15 protein-coding genes are annotated in these 18,952 nt (G+C 63.7%); 6 read left to right on the top strand and 9 right to left on the bottom strand.

Going from position 1 to position 18,952, the window contains the following annotated elements:
• Positions 1-25 precede the first annotated feature (25 nt).
• Entirely contained in the window at positions 26-1,474 is a 1,449-nt protein-coding gene (locus AC1RDJ_RS24015) for a dihydrolipoyl dehydrogenase (RefSeq protein WP_493028921.1), read from the bottom strand.
• Positions 1,475-1,604: 130 nt separating this feature from the next.
• On the opposite strand from AC1RDJ_RS24015, the gene AC1RDJ_RS24010 reads away from it, so the two are divergent.
• Positions 1,605-2,495, top strand: coding sequence for an ArgP/LysG family DNA-binding transcriptional regulator (locus tag AC1RDJ_RS24010; protein ID WP_289889580.1), 891 nt, complete (start codon positions 1,605-1,607; stop codon positions 2,493-2,495).
• A gap of 1 nt (position 2,496) precedes the next feature.
• Here the strand turns inward: AC1RDJ_RS24010 and AC1RDJ_RS24005 are convergent, their stop codons facing one another.
• On the bottom strand, positions 2,497-4,527 hold the full coding sequence (locus AC1RDJ_RS24005; protein ID WP_493028920.1) for a primosomal protein N': 2,031 nt from the start codon (positions 4,525-4,527) through the stop codon (positions 2,497-2,499).
• A gap of 870 nt (positions 4,528-5,397) precedes the next feature.
• On the bottom strand, positions 5,398-6,483 hold the full coding sequence (gene hemE / locus AC1RDJ_RS24000; protein ID WP_493028918.1) for a uroporphyrinogen decarboxylase: 1,086 nt from the start codon (positions 6,481-6,483) through the stop codon (positions 5,398-5,400).
• A gap of 196 nt (positions 6,484-6,679) precedes the next feature.
• Here hemE and AC1RDJ_RS23995 point away from each other — a divergent pair, with 196 nt between their 5' ends.
• The 5 genes from AC1RDJ_RS23995 to AC1RDJ_RS23975 all read left to right on the top strand — a co-directional run bounded on the left by AC1RDJ_RS23995 (position 6,680) and on the right by AC1RDJ_RS23975 (position 16,090).
• On the top strand, positions 6,680-8,623 hold the full coding sequence (locus AC1RDJ_RS23995; protein WP_493028917.1) for a dipeptidyl-peptidase 5: 1,944 nt from the start codon (positions 6,680-6,682) through the stop codon (positions 8,621-8,623).
• Entirely contained in the window at positions 8,620-12,801 is a 4,182-nt protein-coding gene (locus tag AC1RDJ_RS23990) for an SNF2-related protein (RefSeq protein ID WP_493028916.1), read from the top strand. The genes AC1RDJ_RS23995 and AC1RDJ_RS23990 overlap by 4 nt, the downstream gene beginning before the upstream one ends.
• A gap of 54 nt (positions 12,802-12,855) precedes the next feature.
• A complete protein-coding gene (locus AC1RDJ_RS23985; RefSeq protein ID WP_493028915.1) occupies positions 12,856-13,344 on the top strand; it encodes a hypothetical protein in 489 nt (162 codons plus the stop codon).
• Positions 13,345-13,544: 200 nt separating this feature from the next.
• Positions 13,545-15,371: a DUF885 domain-containing protein gene (locus tag AC1RDJ_RS23980; RefSeq protein ID WP_289889574.1), complete on the top strand. Its 1,827-nt coding sequence runs from the start codon at positions 13,545-13,547 to the stop codon at positions 15,369-15,371.
• A gap of 470 nt (positions 15,372-15,841) precedes the next feature.
• Positions 15,842-16,090 carry a hypothetical protein gene (locus AC1RDJ_RS23975; protein WP_493028912.1) on the top strand — a complete coding sequence of 83 codons (249 nt, stop codon included), beginning with the start codon at positions 15,842-15,844 and terminating at the stop codon, positions 16,088-16,090.
• On the opposite strand, the gene tatC is transcribed toward AC1RDJ_RS23975, so the two are convergent.
• From tatC to hisI, 6 genes are all read right to left on the bottom strand, one after another.
• Complete coding sequence (tatC, locus tag AC1RDJ_RS23970; protein WP_071326069.1) at positions 16,087-16,842, bottom strand: twin-arginine translocase subunit TatC; 756 nt, start codon at positions 16,840-16,842, stop codon at positions 16,087-16,089. The genes AC1RDJ_RS23975 and tatC overlap by 4 nt on opposite strands.
• Complete coding sequence (gene tatB / locus AC1RDJ_RS23965; protein ID WP_289889571.1) at positions 16,839-17,381, bottom strand: Sec-independent protein translocase protein TatB; 543 nt, start codon at positions 17,379-17,381, stop codon at positions 16,839-16,841. Before tatB ends, tatC begins: the two co-directional genes overlap by 4 nt.
• Before the next feature lie 48 nt (positions 17,382-17,429).
• Positions 17,430-17,666 carry a Sec-independent protein translocase subunit TatA gene (tatA, locus tag AC1RDJ_RS23960; RefSeq protein ID WP_071326067.1) on the bottom strand — a complete coding sequence of 79 codons (237 nt, stop codon included), beginning with the start codon at positions 17,664-17,666 and terminating at the stop codon, positions 17,430-17,432.
• 80 nt (positions 17,667-17,746) lie between these two features.
• Positions 17,747-18,118, bottom strand: a complete 372-nt coding sequence (locus AC1RDJ_RS23955; protein WP_071326791.1) for a histidine triad nucleotide-binding protein — start codon at positions 18,116-18,118, stop codon at positions 17,747-17,749.
• Positions 18,119-18,133: 15 nt separating this feature from the next.
• Positions 18,134-18,505: a phosphoribosyl-ATP diphosphatase gene (locus AC1RDJ_RS23950; RefSeq protein WP_071326066.1), complete on the bottom strand. Its 372-nt coding sequence runs from the start codon at positions 18,503-18,505 to the stop codon at positions 18,134-18,136.
• On the bottom strand, positions 18,502-18,939 hold the full coding sequence (gene hisI, locus AC1RDJ_RS23945; RefSeq protein ID WP_071326065.1) for a phosphoribosyl-AMP cyclohydrolase: 438 nt from the start codon (positions 18,937-18,939) through the stop codon (positions 18,502-18,504). The genes AC1RDJ_RS23950 and hisI overlap by 4 nt, the downstream gene beginning before the upstream one ends.
• Between the last annotated feature and the right edge of the window lie 13 nt (positions 18,940-18,952).

Genomic DNA, 18,952 nt, shown 5'->3' with positions numbered 1-18,952 from the left:
ATCGCAAAGTTGCAACACATTTCCCTCACACGCCAGGCGAGCAATCGGCGCAGCCGGGCGCGTGTTCCGGGTCCTTTTCCAGGTGCAGCGCCAGTTCGCGCAAGGCCGTGCGCACGCCTTCCTCGATGACGGGGTGGTAGAACGGCATGTCGAGCATGGCCGGCACCGTCAGCTGCGCCTGGCACGCCCAGGCCAGCAGATGGCCCAGGTGTTCCGCGCGTGGGCCGATCAGCTCGGCGCCGAGAAAGCGCTTGCTGCCGAATTCCGCATACACGCGCAGCACACCCTGGTTTTGCAGCATCACGCGGCTGCGGCCCTGGTTGCCGAACGACACGGCGCCGACGGCGAAGCGGCCCGCGTGGCTCGCGCACAATTGCTGGTAAGTGGCGCCCACCGTGGCGACCTGCGGTTCCGTGAAGGCGATCGTCAGCGGCGTGCGGCGCAAGCCCGGTTTGACGTGCGGAAAGCGCGCCGCATTGTCGCCGGCGATGCGGCCCTCGTCGGCCGCCTCGGGCAGCAGCGGCAATGCATTGTCGGCATCGCCCGCGATGAAGATGGCGCTCTTGCCGCATTGCATGGTGTGCCTGTCGTACAGCGGTATGCCATGGCGGTCGAGGGCGATCTGCGCCGTTTCCAGGCCGATCCGGGCGACATTCGGACGGCGGCCGATGGCGGCCAGCACATACTCGAACTGCTCGGTTTTTTCCTGGCCGGCGCCATCGCGGCTGGTCAGCAGGATGCCGGCCCCATCGGCCGTTTTTGCCACGTGGGCAACGCTGGTCTGGAAGCGGATGTCGAGCTCGCGCGCCAGCACGGCGCCCGCCTCCTGCAGCACGAGCGGGTCGGTCAGCTGCGCCACCTTGGTGCCGCGCGCAAACAGGGTCACGCGCACGCCCAGGCGGGCCAGCGCCTGGCCCAGTTCCAGGCCGATGACGCCGCTGCCGACGACGGCCACCGACTGCGGCAAGTCCGTCCATTCGAACACGGCGTCGCTGGTGATGACGCGCTCGCCCGCCGCCTGCCACTCGGGCGGCACGATGGGCGTGGAACCGGTGGCGATCACCACGCTGGCCGCTTCGACCAGGGTATGTTCATCGACCTGCAGCTTGCCCGGCGCGATGAAGCGCGCATGGCCGCGCAATTTTTCCTCGTCGGCAATGGCGTTGACGCCATCGAGCACGAAGCCGACAAAGCGGTCGCGCTCGCTGCGCACCCTGGCCATCACTTGCTGGCCGTCGATGCGCACGGGCCCAGGATGCACGCCGAAGCCGGGCGCGGCAGCCACCGCATGGGCCGCCTCGGCCGCCGCGATCAGCAGTTTGCTGGGCATGCAGCCCACGCGCGCGCACGTCGTGCCGTAGGGTCCGCTTTCTATCATCAGCACGCGCTTGCCCTGCATGCGCGCCGCCTTGTGCGCCGTCATGCCGGCCGTGCCGCTGCCGATCACGGCCACATCCACTCGTAGTGTTTTCATGCTGCTGTCCATCCCGTTTCAGGTTGCTCACAGCATTCGATACTACCCGTTTGCTGAAAATAAGGTTTTACTTTGCAGCAATATATGCATTAGTATAACTAATCATTTTTAGAATTTATAAGCACAGCTAATGGGATCACTCGATTATCGCGCGCTGGCCGTGCTGGACGCCGTAGCCAGCCACGGCAGTTTCGACAAGGCAGCCCTGGCCCTGGGCATCACCCAGTCGGCCGTCTCGCAGCGCATCAAGGCGCTGGAAGACGCCAGCGGGCGCCTGTTGATCATCCGGGGCCAGCCAGCCGTGCCGACGGGGCTGGGCCAGCGCCTGATCGTGCATCACCGCAACGTCAAGCTGATGGAAGCGTCGCTCGATATCGACCTGGGCAATAGCGTCAGCATGCCGGAAATCGCCATCGCCATCGATGCCGACAGCCTGGCCACGTGGTTCCCCGACACCTTGCCCGCCCTGCTGGCGCCGCCGCGCTGCCAGCTCGACGTGCGCCTGGCCGACAGCGATGCCGCCTTGCAACTGGTGCGCGATGGTTCCGTCTTCGGCTGCGTGGCGGCCGAGTCCGGCGTGGCGCCCGATGCGTCCGCCGCCACCAGCGTGACGCCGCTGGGCACCTTGCGCTATGTCTGCGTGGCCACGCCCGTGTTTGCGGGCCACTGGTTTGGCGATGGTTTCAGCAGCGAGGCGGTGCAGCTGGCGCCGGCCGTGGTGGGCCAGCACGGTCTGCTGGCACGTTTCCTCGCCGAACAATTACAGCTGCGCGCACCGTTTCCGCACCACAGCTTGCCGGTGGAAACGGCGCGCCGCGCCTGCATCCAGGACAGCCTGGCCTACGGCCTGGTGCCGCAGCGCCTGGCCGCGCAAGCCTTGCTGGCCGACCGCCTGGTGGACCTGATGCCGGGGCGCACCCTGGACGTGCCGCTGAGCTGGCATGCGTGGACCCTGGACACGCCGTTTACCAAGCTGCTGTCGGAACAGATCGTGCGCGCCGGCCGCGATTACCTCAGTTAAATCAGATATCCAGCGGGTCCACTTCCAGCGACCATTTCACGCGCGTCTTCATGGCGCGCAATTCCCCCAGCCATTCTTTTAAAAACGCTTGCAGGGCGGGCCGCGAGGGGGACTCCAGCAGCAGCTGGGCGCGGTCGACGTTGTAGACGCGCGTCATGCTCATGGGAATCGGATCATTGATGGTGACCTGCGGGTGCTCCATGCATTCCTTGGCCGCCTGCAGGAATTCGATGGCCGTGGCCAGCTCGGGCGCTTCGGCGCGCAGCAGGGCCTGGAACAGGTACGGCGGCAGCGCCGCCTGGGCCCGCTCTTCCAGCAGGGTGGTGGCGAAATGGTCGTAATCGTGGTTGACGACGGCGTCGTACAGCGGATGGCGCGCATAGCGCGTCTGGATCAGCACTTCGGAAACGCTGCCGCCCTCCGTCTGCGCCGCCCGTCCGGCCCGGCCCGCCACCTGCATCAGCTGGGCGAACAAACGCTCGCTGGCGCGGTAATCCTGGGAAAACAGGGCCGTGTCCGGATTCAATATGCCGACCAGCGTCAGTTTCTTGAAGTCGTGGCCCTTGGCCACCATCTGCGTGCCGATCAGGATATCCACTTCGCCGCGGTGCACGGTATCGAACGCTTCCTGCGCGCTGCCCTTCTTGCGCGTGGAATCGGCGTCGATGCGCAGGATGCGCGCCTCGGGAAACAATTGCTGCAAGCCTTCTTCCACGCGCTGCGTGCCGCGTCCCAGCGGCTGCAAGTCGACGTTGCCGCAGGTAGGACAGTGACGGGGGATGCGCAATTCCAGGCTGCAATGATGGCAGCGCAAGCGGTGCTCGGGCTTGTGCAGCACCATGAACGAAGTGCAACGCGTGCAATTGCTGATCCAGCCGCACGATTCGCAGCAGATGACGGGAGAATAGCCGCGCCGGTTCAGGAACAGCAGCGACTGCTCGCCGCGCTCCATGCGCAGCTTCAATGCCGCCACCAAATGCGACGTCAAGCCATCTTTCGGCTTGTCGCGCTCCATGTCGAGTATCTTGACGCGCGGTAAGACGGCATTCTTGACGGCCCGCTCGCGCAATTCCAGCTTGCGGTAGCGCCCCGTCTGCGCATGGTGCCAGCTTTCCAGCGACGGCGTGGCCGAACCGAGCACGATGGGAATCTGCAATTGCCAGGCGCGCCACACGGCCAGGTCGCGCGCCGAATAGCGCAAGCCTTCCTGCTGCTTGTAGGACGGGTCGTGCTCCTCGTCGATGACGATCAGCTTGAGCTGCGGCAAGGACGCCAGGATGGCCAGGCGCGTGCCCAGCACGATGCGCGCCTGGCCCTGGTGGGCGGCCAGCCAGTGCAGCATGCGCTCGCCCTCGGACAGGCTGCTGTGCAGGGTGGCCAGCATGACGCCAGGAAAGCGCGCGCGGATATTGCCTTCGAGCTGGGGCGTGAGGTTGATTTCCGGCACCAGGATCAGGATTTGCGCCGCCTCGTCGCGCGCCAGCACCTGGGCGCACGCCTGCAGATACACTTCCGTCTTGCCGCTGCCCGTCACGCCATACAGCAGGGTCGGTTGAAAACCCTGGGCGCCGCCGATGGCGTCAGCCGCTTCCTGCTGCGCCGGATTGAGCGCCGGCATGTTCAGCGGCGTGCCGTCATGCGCATCGGCCAGCTTGGTCAGCTTCTTGATGGCGCGGTCGAGCGCCACCGTCGTCAGCACGCGCAAATTCTTCGGCAAGCCCGGCAGCGCCACCTCGCCCAGCGGACGCTGGTAGTAATCGGCGGCAAAGGCGGCCAGCGCCAGCCACTGTGCCGACAGCGGCGCCAGCTGGCTGCGCACGGCCAGCACCTCCTTCAATTTCGCGTCGGGCACGTCGGTGCTGTCGGACACGCCGACGATCAGCCCCATCACTTCACGCCGGCCGAACGGCACCAGCGCCAGCTGCCCCACCTGCGGCAATGCCGCGTCAGCGTCGGCCCCCGCCTGCCAGCGGTAGTCGAACAGGGCGTTCAGGGGCGTGTCGAGCGCGACTTTCAAGATGCACTGCGGCATGGGTGGGATGGCCTATCTTAATAAAAAAGCATGCCGTGCGGCGATGCGTGAGGTCAGGCATGGCGCCAGCCGGCCATGATACTTGTTTCGCCCGTCAAACGCCTAACGGGGGGCGGCACGAGGCGGCGGACGCCCTCACCTGCCCTGAAGAAAATTCTGTGGATAACTTTGTGGACAAAGCAAAATTAACTTCCAGAATAATGTGGATAGAAAATTTTGACCCTCGTCAAGGGGGCACGAAAGAAAATTTAATCGTTTAAAATCAATCACTTAAAAATACACGCCCGGGAGGGCAAAAAACCAAGCGACTTTTCCGCCCTCTGTGCATAACTGAACCATTTGTGAATTTTTTTGCATGAGCATCCATGTATTTTGCATGACGCCAATCAAGGATTTCGACATTTTCACTGGCAAAATGGCCGCTTGCCGGGCAAGGCCCGCGAATGCGGCCACGCCGCGGCAGAAAATTGTTTAAATATCATGCAGTGCAACATACACTTCAGGTGAAACCTGAACATGCGCGCTAAGTGCCCGTTAACAAATTACTTTTCAATTTTATCCACAGAATCTGTTGATAACTTTGTGGACAATGAACTTATAAGCCTGCCGGCCAGAAGAACAACCTTGCTCATTGTGGCAAGGATCGTTAATACCTGAAATTTTTATTTCTTAAAAATCAAATACTTGCAGTCATCTCCCGGGCTAGGCTTTTCAACTGCCTTTTATTTCCGCAGCAAAAAAAATTGTGCATAAGTCGGTATTGCCCCAGGGGCGACAGCCATGAAAAAAGGCAGGCTTCCTGTGGAAAACCCGCCTTTTTGCCATGCCGGGCGCCCTGGGGCGCCGCTGATGACGTTGTTGATTGACTATTTACTGGCCGCTGCACATGGCGCGGCTCATGCTGTGCACGGCTTCCACCATGGCTGCCACGGATTCCGGCGGCGTGAACTGCGAAATGCCGTGGCCCAGGTTGAACACGTGGCCCGTGCCTGCCGATGGCGCGCCAAACGCGTTGAGCACTTTCGCCACTTCGGCGCGGATCTGCTCGGGGCTGGCGAACAGGATGGCGGGGTCGAGATTGCCCTGCAAGCCCACTTTGTGGCCCACCAGCTGGCGCGCGCGCGTCAGGTTGACGGTCCAGTCCAGTCCCACGGCGTCGGCGCCGATGTCGGCGATCTGCTCGATCCACTGGCCGCCGCCCTTGGTAAACACGATGGCAGGGATCTTGACGCCATCCTTGTCGCGCTTCAGTTGCGCCACCACTTGCTGCATGTAGGCCAGCGAAAATTCCTGGTAGGCGCCATCGGCCAGCGCACCGCCCCAGGAATCGAAAATCATCACGGCTTGCGCGCCGGCATCAATTTGCGCATTCAGGTATTGCGCCACGGACGTGGCGTTGATGGCCAGGATGTGGTGCATCAGTTCCGGGCGGTTGTACAGCATCTTCTTGATGGTGTGGAACTCTTTCGAGCCGCCGCCTTCCACCATGTAGCACGCCAGGGTCCACGGGCTGCCGGAAAAGCCGATCAGCGGCACGCGGCCGTTCAATTCCGTGCGGATCTGCGTGACGGCCTTGAAGACATAGTCGAGCGTATCGAGGTCCGGCACTTGCAGGGCCATCACATCCTGTTCCGTGCGCAGCGGGCGCTCGAACTTCGGTCCTTCGCCATCGGCGAAATACAGGCCCAGACCCATGGCGTCGGGCACCGTCAGGATGTCGGAAAACAGGATGGCCGCGTCGAGCGGGAAGCGCTCCAGGGGCTGCAGGGTCACTTCCGTGGCGTAATCGGGATTCTTTGCCAGGCCCAGGAAGGAGCCGGCCCGCTCGCGCGTGGCGCGGTATTCGGGCAGGTAGCGGCCCGCCTGGCGCATCAGCCAGACAGGCGTGTGCTCGGTTGGCTGGCGCAGCAGCGCGCGCAGGAAAGTATCATTCTGAAGCGGAGCAAATTGTGGCATGGCAGGCAATCGAGCTTGGAGAAGCGGTATTATCGCATCCAATCGCCGCCATTTCATTGATTCCAGTGCCGCTTTGCAGCATTTGCCATGCACGGCAGCGCTTTCGTTGTGCCTGCCCTTCCATTATGATGATGTACGCTGCCACGCGCCCTGACCCTGCCTGGCGGCCCTTGATCCCACCACACACGGAGCCCGCATGACCTCAACCGCATCCAGCACCCCTTATGGCACCTGGCCATCGCCGATCAGCGCCGCCATCGTCGCGGCCGGCGCCTCGCCGCTGACGCAGCTGGCCCTGGGGGGCGCCGATGGCGGCGATGTCTTCTGGCTGGCCGGCCGCGCCAGCGAAGCGGGCCGCAACACCCTGCTGCGCCAGCGCGGCGCGCGTGTCGATGAACTGACGCCGGCGCCGTTCAACGTGCGCACGCGCGTGCATGAATATGGCGGCGGCGCGTATGCCGTCGCTGGCGATACCGTGTATTTCTCGCATTTCGCCGATAACCGCCTGTACCGCGTCGTCGCCGACGGCGCCGCGGAAGCCTTCAGCGCGGGGGGCAATACGCGCTACGCGGACTTCGTCGTCGATGCGGCCCGCGCGCGCCTGATCGCCGTGCGCGAGCAGCATCCGGAAGAAGGCCATGCCCACCCGGAAAACAGCCTGGCCGCCATCGGCTTCGACGGCAGTGAAACGGTGCTGGCGCGCGGCCACGATTTCTATGCGGCGCCGCGCCTGTCGCCGGACGGCAGCCAGCTGGCCTGGATCAGCTGGGACCACCCGCGCCTGCCGTGGCAAGGCACGGAACTGTGGCTGGCCGACGTGCATGCGGACGGCAGCCTCGGTTCGCCGCGCCTGATCGCCGGCGGCGCGCGCGAATCGATTTGCCAGCCAGAATGGTCGCCGAACGGCTTGCTGCACTTCGTTTCCGACAGCAGCGGCTGGTGGAACCTGTACCGCCTGCACGGCGCCGACATCGAGGCGCTATGCCCGATGGAAGCGGAATTTGCCACGCCGCACTGGACCTTCGGCGGCAGCATGTACGGCTTCCTGTCCGCCGACGAGATCGTCTGCACGTATATCCAGGCCGGCATCAGCTACCTGGCGCAATTGAACGTGGCCGCGGCCAAGCTCGAGCCGATACCGCACCCGTACCAGGAAATCCGCGAACTGCGCGTCGGCCCCGGCTTTGTCGCGCTGCTGGGCGGCAGCCCCACGATTGCGCTGGAACTGGCGCGCATCGACCTGTCGAACCACGAGCTGGAAGTGCTGGCGCAATCGATCGCGCAATTACCCGCGCTCGGCTACCTGTCCGTGCCGCGCAGCTTGAGCTTTCCGAGCAGCAATGATCGCACGGCCCATGCCTTCTTCTATGCCCCCACCAACAGCGACGCGCTAGCGCCCGATGGAACGTTACCTCCCGTCATCGTCATCAGCCATGGCGGCCCTACCAGCATGGCCAGCAATACCCTGAAGCTGGCGACCCAGTACTGGACCAGCCGCGGCATCGGCGTGCTCGACGTCAACTATGGCGGCAGCAGCGGTTTCGGCCGCGAATACCGCGACGCGCTGCGCGGGCAATGGGGCATCGTCGACGTGGAAGACTGCATCGCCGGCGCGCGCTACCTGGCCGCCCACGGCCTGGCCGACCCCGAGCGCCTGATCATCCGCGGCGGCAGCGCCGGCGGCCTGACGACCCTGTGCGCGCTGACCTTCCATGACGTCTTCAAGGCCGGCGCCAGCTATTACGGCGTATCCGACCTGAAGGGCCTGGACCTCGATTCGCACAAGTTCGAATCGCACTACAACGATTACCTGATCGCCTCGCAGCCGCAGGCCGAGGCCCTGTACCGCGCGCGCTCGCCCATCCACCACACGGATAAATTGTCGCGCCCCATGATTTTCTTCCAGGGCCTCGATGACAAGGTGGTGCCGCCGCAGCAGTCGCAGCTGATGGTCGACGCCCTGCAGGCGCGTGGCGTGCCGGTCGCGTATGTGCCGCTCGAAGGCGAGGGCCACGGCTTCCGCAAGGCGGAAAACATCGTGCGCACGCTGGATGCGGAACTGTATTTCTACCAGCGCGTGTTCGGCCTGCCCGTGCCGGCCGGCGATGCGCCCGTGCAGATCGCCAACTTGCCCGCATGACCGAGCAGCATGTAGACCAACATCTGCTGGACGAGTTCGCTGCACTGGAACAGCACGAACAGATGATCCTGGCCCTGCTGGCGATCACGGGCGAACCGGTCGGCAAGCATGCCGTCTACGAACACTTGCAGCGCGCCAATGTGGTCGAACCGGACGGCACGCCGTTTTCCCTGCCCGTCGTGACGGCCATGCTGCAGCGGCTGACGCGCCTGGCGCTGGCGTCCGAGATCGTCGGGCGCGGCTTTGCCTGCGAAGCGAAATTGCGCTGGCCCGCCATGCGCGCGGCCATCGAGCACCTGGTGTTCCGCGACCTGTGCCAGGCGATCGAGCTGATCAATCCCGTGCGCCGCAACTGGGATGGCTATGTGGAGCTGCGCAGCTACCGCCAGGGCGTGGCGCGCCTGCGCATCGCCCTGTTGCGCAACGACGAGGTGCGCCACGTGGCCGCCGTCCTGGCCGCCTGCATGGCTTGCTACGAAGCGCAGCAGCTGCATCCGCTGATCGAGATCTTCGGCCGCCCGTTCGAGCCGGAGATGCTGTCCTTCGTCATGCCGCAATTGCAGGATGACATACTAGCCGTGCTGCTGGGCAATGCGCCGCGTGAGCCGGCCACGGCGCGCGCCATCCGCGGCTATGCGCGTGAGCACCACGCGCGCCAGGCGGCCGCCGGCGACCACATCGGCGCCGCCCTGCCGCTGGCCCTGGCCGAGGATGCCCTGCTGTGCGGCGAACTCGACACGGCTGCGCGCTACCTGGCGGGCCAGCAGGGCCCGCAGGTGCTGTTTATCGACAGCAGCATCGCCCTGTTGCACGGCGAACACGCGCATGCCGTGGCAGGCTTCGAGACGGCCTTGAAGGGGCTGCGCAAGGAAGCGGGCAAGCGCAAGCTGTGCTTTACGGGCATCGGCGGCCACCTGTATGTACTGGCACTGCTGCGCGGCAACGACGCCAAGCTGCTCAAAGCCGCGGAAAGTTATCTCGACATCGCCCTGCACGCGCAGCCGAACCACGACAGCATCGTCTACCAGCAACTCAATACCTTGCGCCTGGTGCGCGCCGGCGTGCTGCAGGCCGAAGCGATTCCCACGCGCAACTGGGAAACTGGCTTGCAAGCGCAGCTGTTCCAGGGCTTGCTGTATTACTGGCTGGCGCTACCGCAATTGAGCGAACGCAAACCCCAGCTGCGCCTGCTGGTGCAGCAGGCGGACGCGGCCGGCTACGACCTGATCGCGGCACAGGCGGCCGGTCTGCTGGGCTTGATGAGCGAGCCGGAACAGGAACGCTATGCGACGGGCAAGCGCGCGCAACATGGCTTGACGGACATGGCGCCGTGGTTCGAGCGCCAGGAAGCGTGGCAGCGCCAGCTGAGCGCCCTGATCAACCTGCAGCAGAATGCCCCCGCCGAAGCGCCGGGCGGCGTCTCACGCCTCGTGTGGCTGGTGGCGTTCGACCCGCGCTTCGGCCTGACGGCCGTGGAAGTGCGCGAGCAGAAACGCGACGCGCGCGGCGGCTGGAGCAAGGGCCGCGCCATGGGCCTGAAGCGCCTGGCCGAAGAGGCGGGCGACATCGATTTCCTCACGCCGCAGGACGCGCGCGCGGCCGGCAGCATCGCGCCATTCAAACAGTATTATTCGTCGGCGCCGCGCTATGAAATCGAGCTGGACAAGGCCGCCGTGCTGCTGGTGGGCCACCCGCTCGTGTTCTGGCTCGACCACCCCGACACGCGCGTGGAACTGATCGCCGGCGCGCCCGAGCTCCTCATCAAGTCGCACGAGGGGCAGCTGTGGCTGGGCATGCAGCCGCCGCTGCCCGACAGCGGCAGCCATGTCGTGGTGCAGCGCGAGACGCCGACGCGCCTGCGCGTCGTGCACATCCTCGACGAGCACCGGCGCATCGGCGCCATCGTGGGGCTGGGCCTGTCCGTGCCCCTGCATGCGGAAAAACAGGTCATGCAGGCCATCGGCGCCATCTCCTCGATGGTCACCGTGCAGTCCGATATCGGCGGCGGCGCGGGCGACGCGCAGGCGATCACGGCCGACCACCGCCTGCACGTGCACCTGCTGCCCTACCAGCAGGGCCTGAAAATGCAGATCCTCGTGCGCCCGCTGCTCGACAACGGCGCCTATTACGCGCCGGGTAGCGGCGCCGAGAGCGTGTTTGCCGATGTGGCGGGCCGGGCCGTGCAGGCGCGGCGCGACCTGAACGCGGAGCGCGAGGCGCAGCGCCAGCTCATCGGTCGCTGCCTGGTGCTGGAAGAGGCGGAAGAAGAGCATGGCGAATGGCTGCTGGGCCAGCCTGCCCTGGGCTTGCAACTGCTGGTGGAATTGCAGGCGCTCGATCCCGCCAACATCGTGCTGGCCTGGCCCGAAGGCGAAACCATGCGCGTGTCGAAACGCATCGACAGCGGCCAGATGCGCCTGAAGATCAAAAGTGAAAAAGACTGGTTTGCCGCCAGCGGCGACGTGCAGATCGACGAAGACAAGGTCATGGACCTGCGCGCCCTGCTGGACTTGATGCAGCACAATAAAAGCCGCTTCGTGGCCCTCGGCGACAACCAGTTCCTCGCCCTCAGCGACGAATTGCACCGCCGCCTGTCGGAACTGGCCGCGTATGGCGAGGCGCATGCCGATGGCGTGCACGTCCACCCGCTGGCCGCCTTCGCGCTGGAAGAACTGGCCACCGATGCGGGCGGCGTGCAGGCCGACAAATTGTGGCGCGAACACTTGCTGCGCCTGCGCGCGCTCGACGATCATCAGCCGCAGCTGCCCAGCACCCTGCAGGCGGACTTGCGCGACTACCAGCTGGCCGGCTACGAATGGCTGGCGCGCCTGGCGCACTGGGGCGTGGGCGCCTGCCTGGCCGACGACATGGGCCTGGGCAAAACCTTGCAGGCGCTGGCCCTGATCCTGGCGCGCGCGCCGCACGGCCCCACCCTGGTGGTCGCGCCCACGTCCGTGTGCATGAACTGGATCAGCGAAGCGCAGCGTTTCGCGCCCACCTTGAAGGTGAAGCTGTTCGGCACAGGCGACCGCGCCGACATGCTGGACACCTTGCAGCCGTTCGACGTGGTGGTGGCCAGCTATGGCTTGCTGCAGCAGGAAGCGGCCATGTTCGCGGGCGTGCGCTGGCATACGATCGTGCTCGACGAGGCGCAAGCGATCAAGAATGGCGCCACCAAGCGCTCGCAAGCCGTGATGGCGCTGCAGGGCGACTTCCGCATGGTGGCCAGCGGCACGCCGCTGGAAAACCACCTGGGCGAATTGTGGAATCTGTTCCGCTTCATCAATCCGGGCTTGCTGGGCACGCTCGACCAGTTCAACCTGCGCTTTGCCGGTCCCATCGAGAAAGACCAGGACAAGCGGGCGGCGGCCGGCGCCCGCCTGCGCCTGCGCAGATTGATCGCGCCGTTCATCCTGCGCCGCACGAAGACGCAAGTGCTGTCGGAATTACCGTCGCGCACGGAAATCGTGCTGGAAGTGCAGCTGTCGCCGCCGGAAACGGCGCTGTACGAATCGCTGCGCCGCGAAGCGCTGGAAAAGCTGGCCATGGTGGAAGGGCCGGCATCGAAGAAAGCCATCCAGATCCTGGCCGAGATCATGAAGCTGCGCCGCGCCTGCTGCAATCCGCAGCTGGTGGCGCCCGAGCTGGGCCTGGCCAGCAGCAAGCTGGCCGCGTTCGCGCAATTGTTGTCGGGCTTGCTGGAAAACCGCCACAAGGTGCTTGTCTTCAGCCAGTTCGTCGACCATTTGACCCTGATCCGCCAGCACCTGGAGCAGCATGGCGTGGCCTACCAGTACCTCGATGGCGCCACGCCCATGCAGGAGCGCAAGCGCCGCGTCGACGCCTTCCAGGCGGGCGAGGGCGATGTTTTCCTGATCAGCCTGAAAGCGGGCGGCATGGGCATCAACCTGACGGCGGCCGATTACGTGATCCACATGGACCCGTGGTGGAACCCGGCCGTGGAAGACCAGGCCTCGGACCGCGCCCACCGCATGGGGCAATTGCGTCCCGTCACCATTTACCGCCTGGTGGCCAAGCACACGATCGAGGAAGGCATCGTCGAGTTGCACCAGCACAAGCGCGACCTGGCCGACAGTCTGCTGGAGGGCAGCGACGCGGCCGCGCGCATGTCGGCCAGCGACATGCTGGGCATGCTGCAGGAAGGCTTGAAAAAATGAACGGGAAGCCGCGTTCCATGCGATGATCGTTTTTCCCTGTTTTGATCCCATGCCATGACCGACTATATCGCCACCAACGCCGGCCAGCGCGCCACCTACTTGTGCGGCAAATCCTGGACGGCCTATGCCGGCACCTTCATCTTGGCCGTGCTGCTGTTTTTCGCCGCCCTGCCGCTGGCCTTCAAGTACAACACGCGCGCCGCCCTCGTCGTGCTGATCGGATCGGCCCTGATCGTCGGCTACCGCCTGCTGACGACCCGCAGCTACCAGCTGTACTACGACGAGGCGGGCGTGTGGCTGGCGTCCGGCATCTTGCCGTGGAAGAAGAAGCTCACGGGCGTCAAATGGCGCGACATGGATGAAGCCGTGTATGAAACCAACTTCTGGAGCTGGCTGTTCCAGTCCTACACGATCCGCGTCAGCCAGCGTTACACACAAGAAGTCGAAATCCACGCCACCGGCATGGCGCGCGGCAAGGATGCCGTGGCGGCCCTGAATGCGCGCCACCAGGAGCTGCTGCACGGCAGCGCCATCGTCGTCTAGCCCGGCGGACGGCCGGCAAAAAACTGCGCAAGCGCGGCAATTAGTGCTAATCTTTGGGCCGCCCTGGCAAGCAAGGCCGACCTTTCAATAGTTGTTTGTTATTTATATTATCAGTTTATTCGTGACTGGATTTAACAAACAACCAAATATTCAAGAGATGAACTATGCTGACAAGAAATAAAGTTGCGCTCGCCGCATTGATGATGGCATTCACCCTGACACCGGCCAGCGCCGCCAAGAAACCGCAGAAAAGCGGCAAGGCCAGCACCAGCAGCAGCAAGAAAAAAACCGTCGCCAAGAAGGCGGCCGTCGTCAGCGCCGCCACGGCAGCCACGGTAGCGGCCGTCGCCAGCGAGAACAGCAGCGACCGTTCCATGAATAACCTGAGCGGCCAGTTCCTCACCGCGCTGTGGCGCATGGATCCGGAAGGTGCCATTGCCGTCGGCAAATACGACGGCGCCGCCAACCTGAGCATTCCCGACGCGGCCAGCCGCCAGAAGCAGCTGGCCTTCATCGAAGAATGGCTGGGTAAATTCGGCAAGCTGAATGCGGGCAAGATGTCCGACAAGCAACGTACCGACCTGGCCTTGCTGACCAATAAACTGCAGTCGGACCGCTGGTACCTGACCACCTTCCGCGAATTCGAATGGAATCCCGCCCTCTACAACGTGGCCGGTTCCATCGACTTCATCCTGAACACGGAATACGCGTCGCAGCCGCAGCGCCTGCGCACCTTGCTCAAACGCATCGCCACCGTGCCGCAATACTATGTGGCCGCGCGCGCCAGCATCCATCAGCCCACGCGCGAACATACGCAGCTGGCCATCGCCCAGAGCGCTGGCGTGCTCAGCGTGCTTGACGACTTGAACAAGACGGCGCAAGGCTCGATCCTGACGGCGACCGAGAAGCAGCTGTACAACGCGCGCATCGCCGCGGCCCGCACGGCCGTGCAAGGCTATGCCGCCTGGCTGACGGAACAGGATGCGGCGCTGGCGCAAAATGGCAACGCGCGTTCCTTCCGCATCGGCAAGGACTTGTACGAGCAGAAATTTACCTACGATATCCAGGCCAGCGTCAGCGCCGAACAGATGTACCAGAAGGCCCTGGCCGCGCGCGAAAAACTGCTTGAACACATGGACAGCCTGTCCGACGAGCTGTGGCTGAAAACCATGGGCAACGCGGCCAAGCCGGCCGACCGCACGGCGAAGATCGGCATGGTCATCGACAAGCTGTCGAGCAACCACGTGGCGCCAGCCGATTTCGTGCCGGAAATCCGCCGCCAGATCCCGGAATTGCAGGAATGGGTGACCAGCCACAACCTGCTGACGATGGACCCGAAAAAGCCGCTCGTCGTGCGTGAAACGCCGGCCTACCAGCGCGGCGTGGCCGGCGCCAGCATCGAGGCGCCCGGCCCGTATCGTCCGCAAGACCGCACCTATTACAACGTGACGCCGCTCGACGGCGAAACGCCGGAACAGGCGGAAAGCAGCTTGCGCGAATACAACCACTGGATCTTGCAGATCCTGAACATCCACGAAGCCATCCCCGGCCACTACACGCAGCTCGTGTACGCCAACAAGTCGCCGTCGCTGGTCAAGTCGATCTTCGGCAATGGCGCCATGATCGAAGGCTGGGCCGTGTATGGCGAGCGCATGATGCTCGAATCGGGCTATGGCAATAACGCGCCGGAAATGTGGCTGATGTACTCGAAGTGGAACTTGCGCAGCGTCACCAACACCATCCTCGACTACAGCGTGCACGTGCTGGGCATGACGCGAGAGCAGGCGCTCGACCTGCTGACGCGCCAGGCCTTCCAGACGCAGCGCGAAGCGACGGAGAAATGGCGCCGCGTGCAGCTGAGCTCGGTGCAGCTGACCAGCTATTTCAGCGGCTACAGCGAAATCATGGACTTGCGCGAACAGCGCAAGCAAGCGCTGGGCAGCAAGTTCGTGCTGAAGGATTTCCATGAACAATTCCTCAGCTATGGCAGCGCGCCCGTGAAAGTCATCAAGGAATTGATGAATTAAGCCGCACGCATCCTCAGCTTGCACAGGGCGCCGCGGCGCCCTTTTTGCATGCGTCTGCGCCACCGCAAACCGCCCGGCGCCGTAGCGCCTACGCTGACAGGAAGGCAGGCGCCACCGCTCTCCTCACCGGCAATTGCCGATTTTTCTGCTAGGGTGATGGTCAGGAAGGTCCATGCATATGTCCGTCCAGTGCGACACCCGCGATTACGCCAAACGCCTCGCCTCGGCAGGCGTACCCACGCCGCAAGCGAAAGCCCATGCGGCGCCCGTCGGTGATGTGCTGGGCGCGGCCGTCGGCGTGCGTGGCGAGCTGGCGGCGCTGGAGCGCAATCTGCCGGGGGAAATCAAACCGGTGGCGCAAAAGGTCGACACCAGGGGATGCCCTGGAACTGACACTCGCTACCAGAATAGATGCACTGGAGCATCAGCTCGACACGAGGATAGATGCCCTGGAATTGGATGCCCTGGCATTGACACGCAATACCAGGATAGAGACGCTGGGGCAAAAATTCGACGCCCGCCTGGAATGCCTGGACTTGCGCCATGGCGCCGACAGGAAACACGTGCACTGGATGATGCGCAGCCTGATGCTGCTCAACCTGGCCATCCTCGGCAAACTGATGCCGCAGCAAGCACTCACTAACGTCCCGCTCAATAAAAAAGCCGCGGCTCCCGAGGAAGCAGCGGCCTGCATCTGCACGTGGTGGAGCTGGCTTTAGGACGCCTCTTCCGGCGCCTGCGTGGCCTTGACGAAGATGGGCGCCACCAGCAAGCCCAGCTCGAACAGCAGGCACATGGGAATGGCCAGCGAAAACTGGCTGACCACGTCCGGCGGCGTGACGATGGCGGCAATGACGAAGGCGCCGACAATCACGTACGGACGCACTTCCTTGAGCTTCGCGATGGATACCAGGCCCATGCGCACGAGGATGACCACCACGACGGGCACTTCGAAGGTGGCGCCAAAGGCCAGGCACATCGACATGACGAAATCGAGGTAGTTTTCGATATCGGGGGTCACGGCGATCGACGACGGCGAAAAGTCGCTGATGAAGTGAAACACGCGGCCAAAGACAAAGAAGTAGCAGAAGGCCACGCCGGCCATGAACAGCAGCGACGAGGAAATGACGAGCGGCGCGATCAGGCGCTTTTCATGCGTATACAGGCCGGGGGCGATGAAGGCCCACATCTGGTACAGCACCCAGGGCAGGGCGACGATGAAGGCGATCACCAGGGTCACTTTCATCGGCACCAGGAAGGGCGAGATGACGCCGGTGGCGATCATTTTCGAGCCGGCCGGCAGCGAGGCGATCATCGGCGCGGCGATGAAGTCGTAGATCTGCGACGGGCCTGGCCAGTAAAACAGCACGGCGCAGACGACGGCGATGCCGATCGAGGCCTTGACCAGGCGGTTGCGCAGCTCGACCAGATGCGAGATAAAGGTTTCTTCCACCGGGGATTTGCTACTCATGAGTAAAAGGAGGAGGAACTGGCGCGCGGACGGAAACGCGCCACGCGGGCGGCGGCCGACTGCACGTGCATCTTGCCGCCATGGCGCTGCTTGTACCAGCCGGGAATGGCGGAATTGCGCACCAGCTTCTTGCGGCGGAATTCGCGCGCCTTGCGGGCCAGGTCATCGTTGGTGGCGCGCAGCATGGCTTCATGGGCATCGTGCCCATCGTCATGCCCCGCATACGCGGCGGAGTCGCCGCGCCATGCGTTTTCCACCTCGGCCAGGTTGCCCGAGATCGAGTTTTCCACGCCATGCATGGATTTCTCCACGCTTTGCTTGACGGAATGGGCCGCCTCCTGCACTTCCTTCTGCAGGTTCTTCAGCTCTTCCATTTCGATTTCGCGCGAGACTTCGGATTTCACCTGGTTCAGGTAGCGCTGCGCGCGGCCATACAGGGTACCGGCCATGCGCGCCACTTTCGGCAGCTTTTCAGGGCCGATGACTATCAGTGCAACCACGCCGATGATGGCGATTTTAGAGAGACCGAGATCGATCATAAGCGGACAAGTGCCGTTACCGGACGAGGCAATCGCCCCGCCACGCTATCAGGACTTGCTTTTCTCTTTCGTCTCGACGTCGATGGTGCTTTTGTCGGCCACTTGCGATGGCGCAGCAGGAGGAGTGTTGGCTGCCGGGGCATCATCTTCGCCCTTGACGCCATCCTTGAAGCCTTTGACGGCCTTGCCGATATCACCGCCGATATTGCCCAGTTTCTTGGTGCCGAAGACCAGCATCACAATGACCAGAACGATCAGCCAGTGCCAAATACTCAATGAACCCATCACATTCTCCTTGCGGGACGGTGCCCGAATAGCGTCAACCAATGCGGGTAGTATACACGCGAACCCGGCGCGCGGCGAAATCAGTGCTGGCCGCGCCAGGGACGCGGGCCGCCATACACGTGCATGTGCAGGTGGTACACCTCTTGCCCGCCGTCCGGGCCGCTGTTGATCATGGTCTTGAAGCCGCCGGACGGCACGCCATCGGCGTCATAGCTGACGGCACAACCGAATTCGGCAGCGAGCTTCGGCGCCAGGCGCAGCAGCTTGCCCAGCACTGCCGTATGGCTGTCGTCGCAGTCGGACAGGCTGGCCACGTGCTGCTTCGGTATCAACAGCAGGTGCACGGGGGCGGCCGGGTTGATGTCCTTGAAGGCCAGCAAGTCCTCGTCTTCATAGACTATGCTCGAAGGAATTTGTTTTGCAGCAATCTTACAAAAAATACAGTTATCCACGCGCGCTCCCATCAATCAGTGTTTATCCGTTTCGCCGGCGTCGCGCAGCTCATCCTTGCGCGCCGCCTTCTCTTCGAGACCGGACAGGCCTTCGCGGCGCGCCAGCTCGTCGAGCACCTGCTGCGGCGTCAGGTCGAACTGCGCCAGCATCACCAGGCTGTGAAACCACAGGTCGGCGCACTCGTACAGGACCTTGGACGGGTCGTTGTCGCGCCGCGCATCCTTGGCGGCCATCACGGTTTCCGTCGCTTCCTCGCCGATTTTTTTCAAGATGGCATCGTCGCCCTTGGCAAACAGGCGCGCCACATAGGAGGTGGCGGGGTCGCCGCCATTGGCCGGCTTGCGCGATTCGATCACGGCGGCCAGGCGCTTTAAAGTTTCACTCATTTGTTCTTGGTTTCCGCGTATATCGTTTCGGGGTCTTTCAGCACCGGGTCGGTGACTTGCCATTCGCCCGTTTTCTCGTCGCCTTCGAACTTCTGGAAGAAGCACGAGTGGCGGCCCGTATGGCAGGCGATGCCGCCGGCCTGCTCGATTTTCAGCAAGACCACGTCTTCGTCGCAATCGAGGCGGATTTCCAGCACCTTTTGCGTGTGGCCCGACTCTTCGCCCTTGTGCCACAGTTTCTTGCGCGAACGGCTCCAGTATACGGCTTCACCCAGTTCCACCGTGCGCGCCAGGGCGTCGCGGTTCATCCAGGCAAACATCAGCACGTCATTGCTGCCCGCCTCCTGCGCGATCACGGGCACCAGCCCATGCTCGTCCCATTTGACCTTTTTCAGCCACTTGGCATTGCTCGATACGATCGTTGCGTTTTGCATATGGTTCTATCCC

It is taken from the genome of Janthinobacterium sp. GW822-FHT07H10, from assembly GCF_058798675.1.
The sequence above is the reverse complement of the archived record's forward strand: the minus strand, read 5'-3'. Positions and strand labels throughout refer to the sequence as shown.

Excerpts from the sequence above, each read along its gene's own strand:
- AC1RDJ_RS24015 (WP_493028921.1), bottom strand. The coding sequence starts at position 1,474 with ATGAAAACACTACGAGTGGATGTGGCCGTGATCGGCAGCGGCACGGCC.
- AC1RDJ_RS24010 (WP_289889580.1), top strand. The coding sequence starts at position 1,605 with ATGGGATCACTCGATTATCGCGCGCTGGCCGTGCTGGACGCCGTAGCC.
- AC1RDJ_RS24005 (WP_493028920.1), bottom strand. The coding sequence starts at position 4,527 with ATGCCGCAGTGCATCTTGAAAGTCGCGCTCGACACGCCCCTGAACGCC.
- hemE (WP_493028918.1), bottom strand. The coding sequence starts at position 6,483 with ATGCCACAATTTGCTCCGCTTCAGAATGATACTTTCCTGCGCGCGCTG.
- AC1RDJ_RS23995 (WP_493028917.1), top strand. The coding sequence starts at position 6,680 with ATGACCTCAACCGCATCCAGCACCCCTTATGGCACCTGGCCATCGCCG.
- AC1RDJ_RS23990 (WP_493028916.1), top strand. The coding sequence starts at position 8,620 with ATGACCGAGCAGCATGTAGACCAACATCTGCTGGACGAGTTCGCTGCA.
- AC1RDJ_RS23985 (WP_493028915.1), top strand. The coding sequence starts at position 12,856 with ATGACCGACTATATCGCCACCAACGCCGGCCAGCGCGCCACCTACTTG.
- AC1RDJ_RS23980 (WP_289889574.1), top strand. The coding sequence starts at position 13,545 with ATGATGGCATTCACCCTGACACCGGCCAGCGCCGCCAAGAAACCGCAG.
- tatC (WP_071326069.1), bottom strand. The coding sequence starts at position 16,842 with ATGAGTAGCAAATCCCCGGTGGAAGAAACCTTTATCTCGCATCTGGTC.
- tatB (WP_289889571.1), bottom strand. The coding sequence starts at position 17,381 with ATGATCGATCTCGGTCTCTCTAAAATCGCCATCATCGGCGTGGTTGCA.
- tatA (WP_071326067.1), bottom strand. The coding sequence starts at position 17,666 with ATGGGTTCATTGAGTATTTGGCACTGGCTGATCGTTCTGGTCATTGTG.
- AC1RDJ_RS23950 (WP_071326066.1), bottom strand. The coding sequence starts at position 18,505 with ATGAGTGAAACTTTAAAGCGCCTGGCCGCCGTGATCGAATCGCGCAAG.
- hisI (WP_071326065.1), bottom strand. The coding sequence starts at position 18,939 with ATGCAAAACGCAACGATCGTATCGAGCAATGCCAAGTGGCTGAAAAAG.